This window comes from Azospirillum sp. CT11-132, from assembly GCF_047302835.1.
GTDB lineage: Bacteria > Pseudomonadota > Alphaproteobacteria > Azospirillales > Azospirillaceae > Azospirillum.
The window spans coordinates 102,123-121,702 of record NZ_JBGLZA010000009.1; the positions used below are offsets into that span (position 1 = coordinate 102,123).

Consider the following 19,580-nt stretch of genomic DNA (forward strand, 5'->3'; position numbering starts at 1 on the left):
GGCGGTCACTCCCCCCCGCGGTGGCTGCCGGCCGGCTCCGGATCGGCCGGGCGGGCGTCGGCGAAATAGAACTCGTCGGGGCGGTAGACGCCGAGATAGGCGCCGGGATCCCACAGCCACAGCCCCTTGTCCGGGACGTTGCGCAGGCGGTTGGAGACGGCGATGGGCTGCGGCGTCTTCGACACCACGCCGATGGCGTAGAGCTGGTCGGCATGGATGTCGAGCAGCGCCGACCACAGGGCGCGCCGTTCCGTCTCGTCGGTGGTGTGGCGCCAGCGCCGTGCGAGTTCCATCAGCTCCTGCGGGATCGGCATGTCGATGGGTTCGCCGGCGCTGCCGGAGGTCTGGTAATACTGCCCCCATTTCGGCCAGCTGAAATTCTCCTGGGTCATCGGCGCCAGCTCCTCCGGACTGCTGTCGGGGGTCGGAACGCCGTTGTCCCAGCCGCCCCAAACCGCCATCATCGTCTGGCCGGCATAGACCCGGTTGCGCAGGACGTCGCGGTCCACCGTGCGCACCAGCAGCCGGATGCCGATGTCGCGCCAGGTCTCGGCGATGATCTGCAGCGCGTCGGCCACCTCCGGCTTCTCGCCGGCGGTCTCGACGATCACCTCCAGCGGCCGGCCGTCGGGAAGCTGGCGGTAGGCGGCGCCGCGCGGGCGCTTCAGCCCCATTTCGTCCAGCAGGGCCGCCGCTTGGCGCGGGTCGTAGCCGGTCCACACCCCGGTGCGCTCCGGCTTGTAGAGCGGGCTGCGCGGCAGCACGTCGACGCCGCTTTCCTCCGCCAGCCCGAAGAAGAGCGAGCGGTTGATGATGCGGCGGTCGATGCCCATCGACAGGGCGCGGCGGAACCGGACGTCGCGCAGCACGGCGCGCCAGACCGGATCGTTGTAGTTCAGGTTGGGATAGAGCGCGATCTCCGCCGCCTTGCCCTCCGGCCACAGCAGGGTGCGGTAGTCGCCGGCCTGCTCCCCCGCCACCAGAACCGGGACCTGGGAGAAGGTCAGCCCTTCGGCCTGCAGGTCGGCCTTGCCGGTGGCGACCTGGGCGGGGATCAGGCCGCCGGCCATCACCGTCACGTCCAGCCCGTCGGTGTAGGGCAACTGCATGCCGCGCGCGTCGAAGCGGTGGTAATAGGGGTTGCGCTGGAACAGCAGATGGGTGCCGGTGCCCTTGGAGATCGCCATCCAGGGCTGCAGCGTCGGCTCGTCCGGGTTCTCCATCCGGAACATGTCGTCGCGGGCGTTGTGCAGGGCCGCCCAGTTGCGGACCTTGTATTTGGCGATCAGCGGGGCGAGGTCGGCCTCGCTGGTGTAGCGGGCATGGAAGCGCTTCAGGTAATGGGCCGGGCGGTAGATGAAGGGCGGCCGGGCGGCGGCCAGCGCCGGGAGGAAATAGGGGTTCGGCTCCTCCCAGCGGAAGCGGGCAGTGACCGCGTCGGGGAAGCTGACCTCCGGCGGCTTGCCGTCCACCAGCATGAAGCGCGGCGGGCCGGACGGCGACAGCATCGGGTTGTTGGCGATGTCCTCCCACCAATAGCGGATGTCGTCGCTGGTGAAGGGGGCGCCGTCGGACCAGCGGTGGCCGGCGCGCAGGGTCAGGGTGAAGTCGCGGCCGTCATGGACCGTCACGTCCTTCAGGATGTCGGGCACGATCTCCCGCTTGGCATTGTAGCCGACCAGCCGGGCATAGCCGTAGAGCACGGCGATGCGGCTGTTGCGCCGCTGGGTGATGAAGGTGCGGATCCAGCCGCCGGAGCGGCCGAGGTCGCGGCCCTTCGCCTCCAGATCGACGATCAGCGGCTCCTCCGGCATGCGCTGGCGCACGGGGGGGATCAGGCCGTAGACGACCTCGTCGCGGAGAAGGGCCGGCTCCTGCGGGGTGAAGGCGGCGGCGGGGGTGGCGAGGAGGAGGATTGCGACTACCGCACTCCACTTCCCTCTCCCCCGCTCTCGCGCAAACGAAGTTTGCGCTGACGCGACAGGCGGACCATAGGTCCGCCGAAAGCGGGGAGAGGGTCAGGGTGAGGGGGATGCGTTGCAGGATTTTCGCAAGCATCACGCCACGCGTCCCCCTCACCCTTCCCACCGCAGAGCGGTGGGCCCCTTCCCTCTCCCCGGGGGGGAGAGGGTGATTCAGAGCGGCGGGGCGAAAGAGCGTCCTCATGCCGCCCTCCTCACGAAATGCCCGGGCGCGGCTTCCACCAGCGGAAGGGGCGCGCCGTCGGGGGTGGGGCGGAAGGGTTCGGGCCACAGGTCGGGGCGGCCGGCGCCCAAGGCCACGGTGGCGATGTCGATCGGACGGTCGACGTCCGGTTCCGGCGAGGCGGCGATCAGCGCGCGGGTGTAGGGGTGCAGCGGGGCGGAGAACAGCAGGGCCGGCGGCGCCTCCTCCATCACCCGGCCGGCGCGCATCACCGCGACACGGTCGGCCAGCCGCGCCACCACTGCCAGATCGTGCGAGATGAACATCAGGCTGAGGCCCAACCGCTGCTTGATCGATTCCAGCAGGTCGAGCACCTGCGCCTGCACCGACACGTCGAGTGCCGAGGTCGGCTCGTCGCAGATCAGCAGTTGCGGGTCGAGCGCCAGGGCGCGGGCGATGCCGATGCGCTGGCGCTGGCCGCCGGAGAAGGCGTGGGGATAGCGGTTGGCCCAGGCGGGGTCGAGGCCGACCTGCGCCATCAGCGCCCGCACCCGCTCCCGCCCCTCGCCGCGCCCGCAGACGCCGTGGATCGCCAGCGGCTCCGCGATGATCTCGCCGACGCTCATGCGGGGACTGAGGGAGGCATAGGGATCCTGGAAAACCATCTGGGCACGGCGGCGGTAGGCGGTCAGCTCCGGCCCGGTGGCGGAAAGGAGGTCGAGCGGCGGTTGCCCGGCGGAGGCGCGGAACAGCAGGCGGCCACCGGGATCCGGCCGCTCCGCCAGCATGGCCAGCCGCGCCAGCGTCGTCTTGCCTGATCCTGACTCGCCGACGATGGCCAGCGTCTCGCCGCGGCCGACCGACAGGTCGACGCCGTCCAGCGCGCGGATGCGCAGGTTGCCGCGCTCGTAGGTCTTGGCGACGCCGTGGAATTCCAGGATGGCATCGCGCACGTCCTCGCCCGGCGGCGCGCAGGTCATCGCGGGGATGGAGGGGGCGGCGGCCATCAGCTTGCGGGTGTAGCCGTGCAGCGGCCGGCCGAGAACGTCGGCGCAAGCCCCCGATTCCATGACCCGGCCGGCGCGCATCACCACCACGGCGTCGGCCATGTTGGCGACCACCCCCAGATCGTGGGTGACCAGCAGAACCGCCATGCCGGTCTCGCCCTGCAGCTCCTTGATGAGGGCCAGCACCTGGGCCTGCAGGGTGACGTCGAGCGCGGTGGTCGGCTCGTCGGCGATCAGCAGTTGCGGGCGGGCGACCATCGCCATGGCGATCATCGCGCGCTGGCGCAGGCCGCCCGACAGCTGGAACGGATAGGAGCGGAAGGCGCGCACCGGATCGGGGAAGCCCACCCGCTCGAACATGGCGAGGCAGCGTTCCCGCGCGCCGGCCCGGTTGCAGTTGCCGTGCAGCCTCAGCACCTCGATCGTCTGGTCGCCGATGGTGTGGAGCGGCGACAGCGCGCTCATCGGTTCCTGGAAGATCATCGAGATGCGGCTGCCGCGGATGTCGCGCAGGCGGGATGCCGGCAGGCGCAGCAGATCGACCGCCTCGGCACCCTGGCCGAACAGGATCGAGCCGCCGGTGACCGTCGCCCCGCGCGGCAGGATGCCGAGGATGCTGCGGCAGGTCAGCGTCTTGCCCGATCCGGACTCGCCGACCAGCGCGACGCTCTGGCCGGCGCCGATGGAGAAGCCGACGCCGTCGACCACCGGACGGGGGGCGTTGCGGAAGCGGATCGTCAGGCCCTCGACAGTCAGCATCTTGGCGCTCTCCCGCCTATTTTCGAAGGCAATTCCAATCCGGAGCCATACCCCCTCTCCCCCCCGCTCTCGCGCAAACTTCGTTTGCGCTGACGCGACAGGCGGACCGGAGGTCCGCCGAAAGCGGGGAGAGGGTCGGGGTGAGGGGGATGCGTGGCGTGGCTATCCCGAGAATCCTCGCTGTGCGCCCCCCTCACCCTAACCCTCTCCCCGGGGGGGAGAGGGGATGCTTGGCGTCCCTGCCCCATGGCGTTCATTCCATCAAGCTTGTGTTGCGGATTGGCTGTCGGCCGTGGTTTCGGCAGCCGATGCAGGGGCCGGGGCCTGGGCCGGAGGCGGAGGCGGGACGGCCGGCGCTTCGCTGGTCAGGCGCTTGCCGACCTGCTGGATCACCCGCAGCGGCAAATCCGGCACCGACGACAGCAGCCGCAGCATGTTCGCCCCGTCCAGCCGCAGCAGGCGCAGGTCGGTGCGGGCGCGGATGGTGGAGAAACGCCGCACGCCGGCCAGCAGCTCCAGATCGCCGATCACCTCGGGCGGCTTGATGTAGGCGATGTGCAGCGGCGGCTGGTTGTCGGGCATCAGCCGCACCAGCTCCGCCTCCCCTTCCGCAAGGACGAAGGTGAATTCCGACGGTTCGCCGCTGCGGTAGATGAAATCGCCGGCCGCCACCGTGCGCCATTCCGACGCCGTCAGCAGGCGGCGCAGCACCGTTTCCGGCAGGTCGGAGAAGACGGGGGAGCGCGACAGCAGGCGCAGGGCCGGCTCGTCGGTCTCCTCCGCCTCGCCCGGCATGGTGTCCTCGTCATGGTCGGCGCCATTCTGGCCGCGCCGGACCAGCCGGCCGTCCTCCAGGTCGTAGAGCGCGTCGAAGGCCGGGTTGTCGGAAATCCGCTCCTCCAGCACGATCAGCGTCATGGTCGGCAGCAACTCCTTCATGGCGAGGAAGATGCGCAGCCGTTCCTCCGGATCGTAGCTGTTGAGCGCCTGATAGATCACGAAGATGTCGGGCTTCTTCATCAGGCCGCGGATCAGCTGCACCCGCTGGCGCACGCTGATCGGCAGCAGCGAGCCGCCGATGCCGACCTCGCCCAGCGCCACCAGGATCAGCACGAAGGCGCGCGCGTCGGTCCGCTCCAGCGCCTCGTCCACCAAGGCCCGCAGCTGGGTGATGGCGCGCGGATCCTCCGTCGTGATGCGGCCGAACAGAAGGTTGTCCATCACGTTCAGGCGCGGGTGGTAGAGGTCGGGATCGAAGACGGCGACCTTGTCGCGCAGCTCGTACGGCATCTCGTTCAGCAGGCTGCGGCGGATCGCCAGGATCGCCTCGCGCTCCGCCGGGGGCACGAAGTCCATGCCGTCGCGCTTGGGCACGATCATCAGGAACATGGTGGCGAACAGCAGGGTGTCCGCCTCCTGATGGCGGCGCTGCGGCCGTTCGGAGCGGCGCTTCAGCCGGGTGACCGCCTCCACCAGCTCTTCGAACAGGGCGTCGTCGATGTGCGGGTAGCGCATGATCATGACGTCGCCGTCGGCGCTGTCGCGGTAGACGCCGACCACCCGCAGGGCGAAACGGCGGCCGATGCGGACGGCGGAGTCCCACAGCCCGTATGTTTCCATCAACTCGCGGACGGTCGGGTTGCAGACCATGCGGGCGACCGTCAGCCGCTTGCCGTCGGGCAGGCCGAACAGCATGTTCTCGGCAAGGCTGGCGTAGGGGTTGAAGCAGTCGCGTTCGAACCGGGCCAGCAGCTTGTCCATCCCGCGTTCGGTGATGGCGTCGCGCAGCCAGTGGCGGGCGCGCAGCAGCGGCTGGGCGACGAAGGGATAGTCGTCGGGGTCGAACACCTCGCGCAAGCCGCGCTGGTAGACGGCGGTCTCGCCGCCGGTCGCCGCCAGACACTGCATGAACCAGGGACGCAGGCTGGTCCAGTCGGTGGCGCCGATCATGGCGAAGTCGGTCCAGATCCCCTCCATGCTGTCGGTGGAGTTGCCCGACGCCTCGGCCTCCACGATCTCGCGCCGGCGGGCGGGCGACATGCTGTCCGGATCGTCGGCCGGCGGGCGGTGGCGCAGCCCGTAGGTGATGTTCTGCATCATGCTGCCGGTGAACATGCGCGGTTCCGGGCTGGCATAGGCCATGCGGCGGCCCAGCAGCTCCAGCGGAATGGCGTCCAGCGACTGGTCGCCGATGGTGATGCGGCCGGAGGTCGGCGGCGACAGCCGCACTAGCACCTCGGCCAGACGGCGCAGCGCCAGCGCGTTGGTGCCGGCTATGCCGACCAGCGAGCCCGGCGGCACCTCCAGCGACAGGCGCTGCAGCATGCGGTCGCCATATTCGTTGGCCCAGGTCACCGCCTCCAGCCGCAAGGGAGCCTTGAGGTCGGGGGGCGTGGCGGGCGTCGGCGGTGTCCACTCGAACAGGAAGGGAGGCGAGAACTGGTCGGCGATCTGCTCGTACTTGATCTGGGCGTCGATCATGTTCTGGTAATAGTCGAGCAGCTCCTTCCAGGGGGCGGTCAGGTCCTTGAAGGCGGAGAGTGCCGCCACCAGCGCGCCGATGGACATGTTCCCGTGCAGAACCAGATAACCGCCGATGGAGAACAGGAAGAAGGGGGTGATCTGGTTGATGAAGTTGTTCAGGAACTTGACGAAATACTTGCGCTTGTAGATCTCCAGCCTGATCCAGTAGATGCTGCCGAGATATTGGGAGAATTCCGCCATCACGTAGCGGACGGTGCCGTTGACGCGGACCTCGCGGACGTTCTCCACGCTTTCGCCGATGCGTTCGGACAGCTGGCGGACCTTGCGCACCCGCTCCTTGCCCAGCAGCTTCACCTTCATCTGAAGCTTGGGGATGATGTAGGCCTGCACCGGGATCAGCGCGACCGAGACGAGGCCGATGGTCGGCTGCTGGATGAACAGGAACAGCAGGATGGTGAGCATCGTGCCGCCCTGGTAGAGCGGCTGGGCGAAGGAATCGCCGATGAAGCCGGCCAGCGGTTCGGTTTCCGCCGAGATGGTGGAGATCAGCTCTCCCTGGCTGACCTTTGAGAAATGCGGCAGCGGGAAGCGCAGCATGCGGTCCAGCAGCATGAAGCGCAGGCGCCGCACCTGCCGTTCGCCGACCACGCCCTTGAAGGTGTTGATCCGCATCTTGAAGGCGCCGTTGGCCAGCACCAGCGCCAGGAAGGTGAAGCACAGCACCAGCAGGTAGGTCACCGGCCCCATGGACACGCCGAGGATCTCGCGCACCGGCTGGGGATCGGACAAGGCCCGGTTGATGATGATCTTCGGCAGTTCAAGCGAGGCGTAGAGCACCGGGAAGGACGCAACCGTCAACAGGGCGAGCAGGATCTGCTGGCGTCCACTGTGCTTCCAAATGAACTGAAATATGTTGCGGTCCATCAATGGCCTTCAGCGTCACGGCCGGTCAGGGCCGCAGGGGTCACGCGCGGGGGGATGAAGGACGGAAGATTGGCGTGGGCCGGGCCATTTTCCATCGGTGCTTTTTCCGCTGCCGCTTTCTCCATTACCGCCCGCTCAGCTTTCCACCTTCCAGGCGTAGTAGCTCCAGCGATCGTCGGGCGGCAGGGGCAGCGGGGTCCAGTTGGGGCGCTCCAGCGGACGGTCGGACAGCACGACGCCGCCGGGCAGCATCAGCGCGTCGATCAGCGGCGCCAGCCACGCCGCCTGTTTGGCGTCATGGTTGCGGTCGGTGCTGCCGAAATCGGCATGGGCCAGCCGGGCGCAGCGGCCGAAACGCTCGGCGGCGGCCGGCATGGTTTCCTGGAAATCGCCGACGAACAGGCGGTCCTCGTCCGGCGTCAGCTCCGGCGGCACGCGCACCCACATGTCGAAGACCAGGATGTCGCGCGGCGGGAACAGGTGGCGCAGATGGTCGAAGGTGCGGCCCTTGCCCAAGCCCACCTCCAGCACCATGCCGTCGCGCCCGGCGACCGCGCGCTGCGCCCAGGCCAGCGCGTCGCGCTGCACCGTCATCCGGTCGATCATCCGGTCGAGCAGCGACCGGCTTTCTACGGCATTCCCGATCGCACCAATACCAACATCGGCCGCCATCGGCCCCCTCCCCTTGCCAAGCGCCCGAACGGCACGACGCAGTTTGAAAGGCTGCGTGCGCGCCGTCGAGACAAATTGTCGCATGGTCGGGTCCGGCGGGTGCGGCTTCCCTGACTTCCGGCCGGCTTATGGCCGGTTCGGGTCGAAGCGCTTCGCCAGCCCCTGCCAGCAGCGGTAATAATCGTGCTGAAGCTCGGCAGTTTCCAGTGCGTGCCGCGTCGGACGGATGACGGCGCGGGTTTCGAACATGAAGGCCATGGTGTCGCCGACCCGCTGCGGCCGGGCGGTGTCGGCGGCAGTGGCCTTGGCGAAGGTCTCCGCATCGGGGCCGTGGCCGCTCATGCAGTTGTGCAGGGAGGCGCCGCCGGGCAGGAAGCCCTCCTCCTTCGCGTCGTAGACCCCAACGATCAGGCCCATGAACTCGCTGGCGATGTTGCGGTGGAACCAGGGCGGGCGGAAGGTGTCCTCCTGCACCAGCCAGCGCGGCGGGAAGATGACGAAGTCGATGCTGTCGACGCCGGGGGTGTCGCTGGGCGATTGCAGCACCAGGAAGATGGACGGGTCGGGATGGTCGAAGCTGATCGAGCCGATGGTGTTGAAGCGGCGCAGGTCGTATTTGCAAGGGGCGTGGTTGCCGTGCCAGGCCACCACGTCCAGCGGCGAATGGTCGATGCGGGCGGTCCACAGGGCGCCGTCGAACTTCGCCACCAGTTCGAACGCGCCGTCGACATCCTCGTACCACGCGTCGGGCGTCAGGAAGTCGCGCGGATTGGCCAGCCCGTTGGAGCCGATGGGGCCGAGGTCCGGCAGGCGGAAGGGCGCGCCGAAATTCTCGCAGACATAGCCGCGCGCCGTGCCGTCCGGCAGCTCGACGCGGAAGCGCAGGCCACGGGGGATCAGGGCGATCTCCTGCGGTTCGACCTCCAGCACGCCAAGCTCGGTGTAGAGGCGCAGGCGGCCCTGCTGCGGCACGATCAGCAGCTCGCCGTCGGCATCGTAGAAGAAGCGACCCTTCATCGACCGGTTGGCGGTGTAGAGATGGATGCCGCAGCCGGTCTGCGCCTGCGGCCCGCCATTGCCGCCCATGGTGGTGAGGCCGGCGACGAAGTCTGTCGGCGTGTCGGGCATCGCCGGCGGGTTCCAGCGCAGTTGGGTCGGCGGGGCCGGCACCTCGTCGAAGCGGCTGGTCAGGCGGCCGGACTCCAGCGGGCGGAAGGGTTCGTGCACGACCGCCGGGCGGATGCGGTAGAGCCAGGAGCGGCGGTTGTGGGCGCGGGGTGCTGTAAAGGCGGTGCCGCTGATCTGTTCGGCATAGAGGCCGTAGGGCGGGCGCTGCGGCGAGTTGCGGCCGACGGGCAAGGCGCCGGGCAGCGCCTCCGTCGCGAACTCGTTGCCGAAGCCGGACTGGTAGGTGAAGGCGGGGGACGTCATGCGGGCTGCTCCCTGTTCCGGGGGATGCGGCCGGCCTGGGCACCGGGCGCGACCATTTGTCGCTCATATAGTTTCTTCTGAAACTATGCGCCAGAGGAAAATGTAGAGATCCCCTCTCCCCCCGGGGAGAGGGTTAGGGTGAGGGGGATGCACAGAGAGGATTTAGTAGGGAGCGGAGAGTGCGCGGTGCTTGAAGATCCTCGCCACGCATCCCCCTCACCCCGACCCTCTCCCCGGGGGGGAGAGGGAGAATCCCCATCTCAGTTCATGGCGCGATCCGGCAGGTCCAGGATGAAGTCGCCGCCTTCGTCGTAGCCGGCGGTGCGGATCACGCCATATTGCGGGGTCTGCGGCGCCTCGCTGGTCACGTCCTGGCGGACTTCCTGGTAGAGCGCGTAGCCGTTGCTGTCCTTCGGCAGGGCCATCACCCGCTTCTTCAGGGCCACCGCGAAGGGCGAGTTCACCTCGCCGTCGGCGACCGGCTCGTCGCCGCCCGACGACAGGGCCATGACGGAGCGGCGCTGCCGGATCTCCTGCTCGTTGGCGAGGCGGCTGGCGTCGATCTTCTGTTCCTTGGTGAAGGCGCCGGAATAGCAGCTGTCCGACACCACCATCACATGCTTGGCCGGCATACGGCTGAGGAAGCGGCCGATGTCGTTGTTGGACACCCAGTTGCGGGCGCTGGTCGTCTCCGCATCGGCCGGCAGCCAATAGCCGGTGCCGGTCTCCGCCAGTTCATAGCCGTGGCCGGCGTAATAGACCATCACCTGATCCTGCTCGCCGACCTCGCGGCCGAGCTTGCGCAGCGCCTCGCCGATCTGCGCCTTGGTCGGGTTGCGCAGGGTCCGCGTCTCGTAGCCGAGATGGTCGTTCAGCGCCTGCGCCACCGCCTTGATGTCGGCGCCGGGCGTGGAGAGGGCCGGGATGGCGCTGTCGCGGTAGCTGTCGACCGCGATCATCAGGGCGATCTTGCGCGGCTTCGGCGGGGCGGCGGGATCGGGGGCGGCCGCCGCGCTGTCGATGGCGATGCGCTGCTCGGTGGTCTTGCCGGCCTCGTCGGTCATGGTCAGGGTGGCTTCGGTCGCCCCTGGGTCCACCGGGATGCTGGTGCGGAACTGGCCCTTCTCGTCGATGAAGACCCAGCGGCCGTTCACCCGCGCCTCCGCGAGGTTGGCGCTGTCGGCGACGATGCCGCGCAGGGTCATGCTGCCGCCGCGGGTGCGGCCGCCGCGCGCCTGCTGCAGGCTGGGCGGGGCCGAGGAAGCGGTCGGCCGGCCGAACATGTCCGCCGCCCGCGGGTTCGCCACCAGCTGCCGCAGCGCGCCCGAGAAAGCCTGGGTGCGCTGTTCGCGCTCCACCCGCTGCACCATGGCGAGGTAGGTGCGGGCGACCTGGGGCGGCAGGTTGGCCTGGGTCACCGCGGCCCGCACCTGGGCATAGCCGCCGGGCTGGCCGGACGCGCTGTTCTGCAGGATGCCGCCGACGCGCACCGCCACCGGATCGCCGCTGGCGGTCAGGCCGCCGATCAGGGTGGGGACGGGGACGCTGGCCAGCACCGCGCGCTGTTCCGGCAGCGAGAGGCTGCCGGTCGACAGACTCGTCACCGCCTGGACCATGCCGCCGCTGCCGGCCGCCTGGATGAGGGTGCCGGCCGCCACCTGCACCTGCGGCGCGGCGAGAAGCTGCGGCCCCGGCTGCGACAGGGTGGCGCCGGAGGCGTAGGCCTGCGTCGCCTCCGCCGTGAAGGTGACGGAGCGTCCGGACGGCAGCACCACCGTCGCCGGTGCGGGCGGCGGTGGCGGCGGAGAGGTCGGGCCGTTGCCGGCCGGCCGGGTGCCGTCGGAGGTCTGGCCGCCTTGCCCGGTCCCTTGCCCTGTCCCTTGCGCCGTCCCCTGCCCTGCCCCCTGCTCCAGCGCCGCCAGGAAGGTCTGCGGGGTGGTCGCGGTGGTCGAGGAGCCGGGGGATGAACCGGTTGTGACGGCGGCTGTGGTGCCGGCCGTGGTGCCGGTGGCCGTCGAGCTTGAGCCGGTGGCCGTCGTCCCCGTCGGGCTGGATGCGATCTGCGCCACCGTCTGCAGCACCGTCTGCACGGACGTGCTGCCGGTCGTGGCGGTCTGGCCGGTCGACGGCGATGTCGTGTCCGTCGTGCCGGTTCCGCCGGTGGTCGGCGTGCCGGTTCCGTCTCCATTGTCGGTGCCGGGGGTGGTCGGCGTGGTGGGCGTCGGGGGCGTGGTTGGAGTGGTCGGGGTCGTCGGCGTGGTCGGCGTGGTCGGGTCATCCGTGATCGGCGGCGTGATCGGCGGCGTGACCGGTGGTGTAACCGGGGGCGTCACCGGCGGCGGAGGGGGAGGTGGCGGCGGCGGAGGCGGCGGCGGGGAGCTGGTGACCACCACGTCCCCGTTGCTGTACAGCGCCGTCGCCTTTTCGCCGGTTCCGGCGGTGCCCTGAAGGCTCGCCTCTCCGCCGCCCGCGGCGATGCGGATGCTGCCGTCGGTTTCGGCATCGAGGCCGATGCCGGCGACCTCGTAATTGACGGCCGACGTGCCGCCCTTGCCGATGATGGCGAGGCCGCCGGACGAGGTGATCGTCGCCGTGCCTTGGACCTTCACGCCCCAGGCCTCCTCGGCATCCACCTGGGTGGCGTCGCCGTCGATCAGGATGGCGTCGGAGGCGGTGGAACTGGAGCGGATGATCGGGCTGCCGTCGTAGCCGGCGGCGATCAGCACGCCGGCATTCCAGCCATAGTAAGACACCGCCTTGCCGCGGATGGCGATCTTGCCGGTGCCGGAGAGAATCTCGCTGGTCCCGGTGATGGCGACGCCGTGGCCCTCGCTGTCGTAATCGGCCCCTTCGCCTCGGATGGAGATGGTGCCGCCGCCGGACTCCAGCTTGGCGTTCTCGATCGTCACGCCGGCCGGGCTGTCCGAATTGCCCTTGGCTGCCTCCTGCGTCGGATCGTTGCCGCCGCCCAGGGTGATGGCGCCGCCACTGGTGGTGATCGAACCGCCGGTAATCAAGATCAGGCCGCCGGAGGACGCACCGCTGTTTACGGTCACCGGCGTTCCGGAGGAGATGATGGTGGAGGACAGCAGCGAGACGCTGTTCCCTGCCTTGAGCGTCGTCGGGCCGCCGCCGGTCAGGGCCAGGGTCGACGCTTTCAGGTCACGCGCTGCGTCGACATGGATGGCTCCCGATTGGGTGGACACCGTCGATGAGTCCAGCACGATGTCGTCGTTCCACCCGCCGCCGCTCGTCAGGGTGATCGACGTGTTGCCGAGCCCGATCAATTGAGAGGACGCCTCGACCAGAATTGCCTCGTTGCCGGAGCCGAACTCGTTTCGGTCGGTTCCTCCCGCACCGGCGACGATGATGGCGCCATTGTCGCTCTCGAGCGTCGACGCTCTCAGTCGAACGCCGAAGGAATTCCCCGAAGAACAGCCAAGGTAGCAGTCCTGATCGTTGTGTCCGGCGGCACCCGTGACCGTGACGATGCCGCTCAAGCTCTGTACCGTCGCCGTGTCGAGCAGAACACCGAGGTTGTCGCCGGTGTACAGGTCGGGATCGCATCCCACTTCCGAGCAGGTGCTGGTTCCACCTGTGCCGGTGAGCGTGATGGCCCCGCTGCTGGTCAGCAACTGGCTGTTGCGGATCGCGATGCCGTGGTTTCCGCCACCATCATAGCGTCCACCTTGCCCGTTGACGGTGATGGAGCCGGCACCGGTATCCACCGTGGCATTGAGAAAATTGACGCCTGACGCATAGCCGGCGATCGACAGTCCGGTTGCCGGGTGGGTCGACGGATCCATCCCGCCTCCCACCAGAAACGAGCCGCCGCGGGTGTTGATCGAAATGGCTTCGCCTTCTTTGCCGATCTGAACGGCACCCTCATAGGTGTCCGGGTTTCCGGTGTGTCCAGCGTTCAGGATCAGGTTCAGCGCACCGGCGTCCGACCGGATGCTGCTGTTGACGATGATGTTCCGGTAGGCATTCAACGTCAGCGAAGCGTCGCCGCCGAACGACTTCACGATGGGCTGGTTGACGGTGATGTCGCCGTCTTCGGATCCATTCGTGTCGGTCTGCAGCGTGACGCTGGTTCCGCTGTTCAGCGAGGTCTGGATCGTGCCGGCGGTGATGGTGCCGCCGGTGTCCGCCACGATGATGTTGGTCGGGTCGAGCAGCCAGGAGCCACCCTTCCCCTGCCCTGCCCCGGCCCCTGCATCCACCCTGCCCCGCACATGCAGCGACAGTTTGCCGGAGGTTTCGACGAAGCCGCCGTCGCCGCCGGCCGTGCCGCCACGGGCGGAGACGGCGCCGTCGAAGCGGGTGGCGTTGTCGGCCCACACCACCACCTTGCCGCCCTTGCCCGCCTGGGTGGCGTCGGCCGCGATGGTGGCGCCCGGGGCCACCACGGTGTCGGTGGAGGGCGGCACCGGCTTGCGCGCCGGGCGGATGTTGTAGCCGGCCAGCGTGGCGGCGGACGCCTTGCCGCCCTGCACGTCGCCGCCGATCAGCACCTCCCCGCCCCCGGCCGGACCGGAGGCGTTGACGCGCGCCGATGCCGCCAGCGTGGTGCGGTTGCCGGACACGGTGACGGAGCCGCCGGCTTGGCCGGCACCGCTGCCGCTGGCGTCGAGCGTGCCGGAGACCTCGACCGCGCCGCCATCGCCGAGCAGGACGATGTCGCCGCCCTGCTGCTCCACCCGACGGGCCTGCACTGTGCCGGACATGTTGACGACGCGGTCGACCAGCCCCTTGGCTGCGCTGGCCGTCATCTGCACCCGGCCGCCGTCGGCGAAGATCTTGCCGCTGTTGCTGACCAGCGCATCCACCGGCTTGCCGTTGGCGCCGACGGGACGGGCGTCGGTCTTGGCATCCACCGCGATGTTGATCTTCTGGTCGCCGAACAGGTCGACGACGAAGCGCTTGCCCGAGGCCAGCGTCACCTCGCCCAGCCGGGCCTGGATGGTGCCGCGGTTGGCGACGCCGGGGGCGACCAGCGCCGCCAGCCCGGCCTGTGCCACCGTGATGGTGCCCTCGTTCTCCACCGTCGCGGTGGAGCCGGCGCGCCCCTCGAACTTGTAGCGGCCGGCCATGAAGTCGTCGTTGCGGATGTCGTGGGTGGTGGCGAGCAGCCCGCCGACATCGACCTGGGCGTTCGGCCCGAACAGGATGCCGTTGGGGTTGACCAGCCAGACCTGCCCGTTGGCGGTCAGCCGCCCCAGGATCGCCGACGGGTCGGGGCCGGTGACGCGGTTGAGGGTGATGGAGCCGGCGTCGGGCTGCTGGAAATTGGTGTGCTCGCCCTCACGGATGCCGAAGCGCTGCCAGTCGATCACCGCCTTGGAGGTCGACTGGATGATGTCGAGCCGGCCGGGGGCGGTCGGCCGGATGGTGGCGGTGCCGTCGGTGACCACGCCGCCTTCGGGATTGGCCAAGGCCGGGAGGGCCAGAGGGAGGGCCAGGGAGAGGGAGGTGATCGCGGCGACGATCGCGAAACGGGCCGCACCCGCCAGCGCCGTGCTGTGGCGCAACGCTGTCCGGTGCCGCGCCATGCCGCGCCGAACCGCCGTCCCGCCGAACGCCCCTGATACTCGCATCACCGATCCAATCCTCTCGCCGCCCCCGAAACCCGATGGGAAGGCAATACGCTGTCACAAACCAATGGATACGAAACATTTTAGCGACCCGACGGCCGCACGGAAATCCCGAAAGTGGTGACAGAATGTTTCGTGCCGGCAACAGAGGTTGCGCGTGTGCCGGCACCGGAAGCGTTACCGGTAACGGAAACGGAGTGGCAGGCGTTACCGGTAACGGTTTTTGCGGTACAGGAATGGCCTATTTCCATGGCGCAGGTATCGCCTTTGCCCTTTCGAGCCGTTCGCCGATCCGCTAATAAGAAGGCCATCAAGTAGACTGGCACGCGATGCAGGGGAAACAGATGGCCGATCCGACCGCCGTCGCCACGAGGAAGTCTGCGGGCAAATCGTCAGGTAAATCAAGCGGCAGGCAAGCGACCCAGGGCGCCGGAGCGCCGGTAAAGGCAGTCGCGCCGAAGCCGGCGCGCTGGGTGGTGTACAGTGCGCCGAAGGGCGGTACCGGCAAGACCACCAGCTGCAAGAACACCGCCGTCGCCGCGGCCAAGGACGGCATGCGGGTGGCGACTCTGGATTTCGATCCGCAGCGCACGCTGGGTCAATGGCACGAACTGCGCCGGCCGCACGACGTGGCGGCCATCGACCATTATGAAGGGACGCTGGACGAGATCGACGCCGCGCTCGCCCAGATCGACCCCGCCCGCTACGACGTGGTGTTCATCGACACGCCGCCGTCGGTGGAGCTGTATCCGGAGGCGACCAAGATCCTGCTGCGGCGCGCCGATCTGGTGCTGGTGCCGACCGGGGTCGGGCGCTTCGACAAGATGAGCGTCATCCCCTGGATGGAATTCCTGCGCGATTACGGCCGCCCGGCCGCCTTTCTGCTGAACCGGGTCAAGCGCCGCTCGGTCAGCCTGCGCGAAGCGAAGCTGGAGCTGGGCCGGGTCGGCCGGCTGGTGCCGCACGAGGTGCCGGACATCGAGGACATGCACCGGGTCGACGACATCGGCTGTTCGATCGTCGATGTCGGCGCGGTGAACGGTGCCGACGAATGCCTGGGCGCCTGGTACTTCATCCGGCACGAGCTGGGGATCTGAAGATGGCCAACGTGAAGTCCTTCATGAAGAAGGTGGCGGAGCAGGGCAAGACCGCTCCCCCGCCGGCGGCCAAGCCGGAGGTAGCGTCTACTCCTGTCCGGTCAGGGACGGCGGTGGCGCCGTCCAAGGCGGACCGCCGGGCGTCGGACATCAGCGACGCCATCGTGCCCTGCCACACCCGGCAGGAGTTCGCGCAGGAGATCCGGTATCACTGGAACCGCAGCCGCAAGGAGTTCCTGTCGATCGGCCGGTATCTGAACCGCGCCAAGGAAATCCTGCCGCATGGCGACTTCGAGGCGATGATCGAGAGCGACATGCCGTTTTCGGTCGAGACCGCCTTCCGTTTCCGCGCGGTGGCGGAGGCGGTGGACACCGGCCGGCTGTCGCTGGAGGTGCTGCCGGGGGCGGAAAGCGTCGCCTACCAGATCGTCACCATGACGCCGGACGAGTTGGAGCGGGCGAAGGCGCAGGGGCTGATCCGTCCCGACGTGACCCGCCGCCAGCTGATCGACTTCAAGCGGTCGCTGCGCCCGCCGAAGGACGTGACGCCGAACGACCGGCGCCGGCAGCTGCTGGCCGAATATGCCCGGCTGCGCGTCCGCATGGCGGAGGTCCGCGACGAGCTGCGCCGCGACCATGGCATCGATCCGGAGCATGACCATGGCCGGTCCGGCCGTACCGGCGTCACCATCGACGTCGAGGCGGAGGACATCGGCCCCGGTACGGACGGCGAGGCCTGATCCGCTTTAATGGTCGTGCGACGAGTGGGAGGCGATGCCGTCCCGGCTGCCGCTGCGGCCGGGGGAGGAGCCGCTGCCCAGCAGGTTGGTCAGCGCGTTGAAGTCGCGCTGGAAATTGCCGAAGAAATCGACGCCGCCGCCATTGCGGGACGCCCGCGCGGCGGAGGCCGTCATCTCGTGGGCTTCGCTGTGGCTGGACTGGCGGCTGGCGCTGCGCACGTGGCGCTTCGGGGCCTTCGGCTTGCGCAGCGGCGTGACCGCCGGCGGGGGAGGGGCGTCCGGAAGGGAGGCGGTTTCCGGTGCACTGGCGAAGGCGTCGTTGCACAGGCCGCGATCGGCCGCCCGCTCCAGCCGGTTGGGGTCGAGAATCCAGCAGTCGAAGGCGTCGGTCTGCGGCCGCTTCGGCGCCTGCACCGCCACAGCGACCGGGGCCCCCGGCGGTGCGGCCACCGGCTCCGGAGGAGCGGGGGAGGGCAGGGGGCTGGCGGTCTCCGGCGCGTGCAGCAGCGGTTCCGCAGCGGCCGGTCCTGCAACGGACAGCGCAAGCAGGGCGGCGAGTGCCGCCGCCATCATCGTCCCGCTTCCGGTCGTCGTCCGGCCCTCGCCCGGCATCCTCCGTCCTTTCGATCGTCGCGCTCGCGTCTCTCAACAGATAAACGCATCAGCGCGCCTCTTCGTCCGCGCGAAATGGGGGCGGTGCCCGGGAGACGCGGTACTCCTTCCGTGCGTGCACTTTCAGCAGCGGGCCGCTTCCAGGGTGCGGCGTTGTCGCAGGGGCGGGTTGGCGCTCTTGTCAGGCGGGCGGGTTGGTGGGAAAGTTCGGCCCCTGTTTCACCAGCGAGAATGGACGGCGGCGCCGGCGACATGGCCGATTTCAACTGGAACGACCTGCGCTTTTTCCTGGCGGTGGCCCGCGCCGGCACGCTGACCACGGCGGCCCAGCGCCTGCGGGCCGATCACACCACGGTCAGCCGCCGCATCACCGCGCTGGAGGACGCGCTGCGCGTCACCCTGTTCGAACGCCGTCCCAGCGGCTTCACCCTGACGCCGCAGGGCGAGCGGCTGAAACAGACCGCCGAGGTGATGGAGAGCGCGGCGCTTCTGGCCCAGGGGATGGTGGCCGACGGCGACCTGTCGCTGGCCGGTGCGGTGCGGATCGGCGCGCCGGACGGCTTCGGCAGCTGTTTCCTGGCGCCGCGCATCGGGGCGCTCTGTGAGCGGCATCCGGAACTGGAGGTGCAGCTGGTCGCCATGCCGCGCGTCTTCAGCCTGTCTAAGCGCGAGGCCGACATCGCCATCAGCCTGTCGCGCCCGCAGGAAGGGCGGCTCTATGCGCGGAAGCTGACCGATTACCGGCTGGGGCTGTACGGCACCGCCGCCTATCTGGACGCCCGGCCACCGATCCGCAGCCGTGCCGACCTGCGCGGCCATTCCTTCATCGGCTATATCGACGACCTGATCTTCGCGCCCGAACTGGATTATGTCGAGACCATCGGGGAGGTGGCGCCGCGCATCAAGAGCAGCAGCCTCGTCGCCCAGCTGAAGGCGACGCTGGCCGGCGCCGGCCTGTGCATGCTGCCCGCCTTCATCGCGGCCGGTGAGCCGGATCTGGTGCAGGTGCTGCCGGAAGAGGTGACGATCACCCGGTCCTTCTGGCTGATCGTGCACGAGGATCTGCGTTCGCTGGCGCGGATCTCGATGACCGCCGACTACATCGCCGATCTGGTGCGGCGGGAGCAGGCGCTGTTCCTGCCCCCAACCGCCACCTGACTTACCCTTCGCCGCGCAGCATGCGGATGATGCCGGAGAAGTCGGTGCCGCCTTCGCCTTGGGCGTTCATCATGGCGTAGAGCTGCGCCGCCGCCGCACCCAGCGGGGTGGGGGCGCCGGCGCTCTGGGCCGCTTCCTGGGCCAGCTTCAGGTCCTTCAGCATCAGCGCCGCCGCGAAACCGGGCTGGTAATCGCGGTTGGCCGGGCTGGTTGGCACCGGGCCGGGAACCGGGCAGTAGGTGGTCAGCGACCAGCACTGGCCCGACGAGGTCGAGGACACGTCGAACAGCGCCTGATGCGACAGGCCGAGCTTTTCCGCCAGGACGAAGGCCTCGCAGACGCCGATCATCGAGATGCCGAGGATCATGTTGTTGCAGATCTTCGCCGCCTGACCGGCACCGGCGCCGCCGCAATGGACGATCTTCTTGCCCATGGCTTCCAGGATCGGGCGGGCGCGTTCGAAGGCTTCCGGTTCGCCGCCGGCCATGAAGGTCAGCGTGCCGGCCGACGCGCCGCCGACGCCGCCCGACACCGGTGCGTCGAGCGAAGCGGCACCCTTGGCGGCGGCCAGCGCATGCGCCTTGCGGGCGGAGTCCACGTCGATGGTGGAGCAGTCGATCAGCAGCGTGCCCGGCTTCACCGCCGCGACGATGCCCTTGTCGCCGTCATAGACGCCCAGCACATGCTTGCCGCCCGGCAGCATGGTGATGACCACCTCCGCCGCGGCGGCGATGGCCGCGGGGCTGTCGCCGATGGTGACGCCGGCCGCCTTGGCCGCGTCGATCGCCGCCGGCGACAGGTCGAAGCCCGACACCTGATGCCCCGCCTTCACGAGGTTCGCGGCCATCGGGCCGCCCATGTTGCCCAATCCGATGAAACCGATCACCGCCATCGTCGCGTCTCCCGTTGGTTTGGTTTTTATGGTGCTTCCCCCTCTCCCCCCCCGGGGAGAGGGTC

The 19,580-nt window shown here is 69.2% G+C and carries 11 protein-coding genes; 3 read left to right on the forward strand and 8 right to left on the reverse strand.

The genetic code is table 11. The features are described 5' to 3' along the window. Positions 1-5: 5 nt before the first annotated feature. The 6 genes from ACCD06_RS32165 to ACCD06_RS32190 form a co-directional block, all read right to left on the reverse strand. Positions 6-1,826, reverse strand: a complete 1,821-nt coding sequence (locus tag ACCD06_RS32165) for an ABC transporter substrate-binding protein (protein WP_413346358.1) — start codon at positions 1,824-1,826, stop codon at positions 6-8. Positions 1,827-2,162: 336 nt separating this feature from the next. Next, entirely contained in the window at positions 2,163-3,911 is a 1,749-nt protein-coding gene (locus ACCD06_RS32170; RefSeq protein WP_413346360.1) for a dipeptide ABC transporter ATP-binding protein, read from the reverse strand. A gap of 261 nt (positions 3,912-4,172) precedes the next feature. Then, on the reverse strand, positions 4,173-7,319 hold the full coding sequence (locus tag ACCD06_RS32175; RefSeq protein ID WP_413346362.1) for an ABC transporter transmembrane domain-containing protein: 3,147 nt from the start codon (positions 7,317-7,319) through the stop codon (positions 4,173-4,175). A gap of 135 nt (positions 7,320-7,454) precedes the next feature. After that, positions 7,455-7,991, reverse strand: coding sequence for a class I SAM-dependent methyltransferase (locus ACCD06_RS32180; RefSeq protein WP_413346364.1), 537 nt, complete (start codon positions 7,989-7,991; stop codon positions 7,455-7,457). Between the two features lie 126 nt (positions 7,992-8,117). Further along, positions 8,118-9,422 carry a homogentisate 1,2-dioxygenase gene (gene hmgA / locus ACCD06_RS32185; RefSeq protein ID WP_413346366.1) on the reverse strand — a complete coding sequence of 435 codons (1,305 nt, stop codon included), beginning with the start codon at positions 9,420-9,422 and terminating at the stop codon, positions 8,118-8,120. Positions 9,423-9,682: 260 nt separating this feature from the next. Beyond that, positions 9,683-15,019: a filamentous hemagglutinin N-terminal domain-containing protein gene (locus ACCD06_RS32190; protein ID WP_413346993.1), complete on the reverse strand. Its 5,337-nt coding sequence runs from the start codon at positions 15,017-15,019 to the stop codon at positions 9,683-9,685. Positions 15,020-15,360: 341 nt separating this feature from the next. Between ACCD06_RS32190 and ACCD06_RS32195 the strand changes: the two genes are divergently transcribed. Beyond that, positions 15,361-16,113 (forward strand): ParA family protein, encoded by a 753-nt coding sequence (locus ACCD06_RS32195; RefSeq protein ID WP_247871481.1) that lies wholly within the window; start codon positions 15,361-15,363, stop codon positions 16,111-16,113. Positions 16,114-16,115: 2 nt separating this feature from the next. Next, entirely contained in the window at positions 16,116-16,853 is a 738-nt protein-coding gene (locus ACCD06_RS32200) for a DUF3102 domain-containing protein (protein WP_413346368.1), read from the forward strand. Between the two features lie 6 nt (positions 16,854-16,859). Here the strand turns inward: ACCD06_RS32200 and ACCD06_RS32205 are convergent, their stop codons facing one another. Then, positions 16,860-17,465: a hypothetical protein gene (locus ACCD06_RS32205; RefSeq protein WP_413346370.1), complete on the reverse strand. Its 606-nt coding sequence runs from the start codon at positions 17,463-17,465 to the stop codon at positions 16,860-16,862. A 252-nt stretch (positions 17,466-17,717) separates the two neighbouring features. Between ACCD06_RS32205 and ACCD06_RS32210 the strand changes: the two genes are divergently transcribed. Then, positions 17,718-18,623: a LysR family transcriptional regulator gene (locus ACCD06_RS32210; RefSeq protein WP_109074436.1), complete on the forward strand. Its 906-nt coding sequence runs from the start codon at positions 17,718-17,720 to the stop codon at positions 18,621-18,623. A gap of 1 nt (position 18,624) precedes the next feature. Here the strand turns inward: ACCD06_RS32210 and mmsB are convergent, their stop codons facing one another. Further along, positions 18,625-19,515, reverse strand: coding sequence for a 3-hydroxyisobutyrate dehydrogenase (gene mmsB / locus ACCD06_RS32215; RefSeq protein ID WP_413346373.1), 891 nt, complete (start codon positions 19,513-19,515; stop codon positions 18,625-18,627). Between the last annotated feature and the right edge of the window lie 65 nt (positions 19,516-19,580).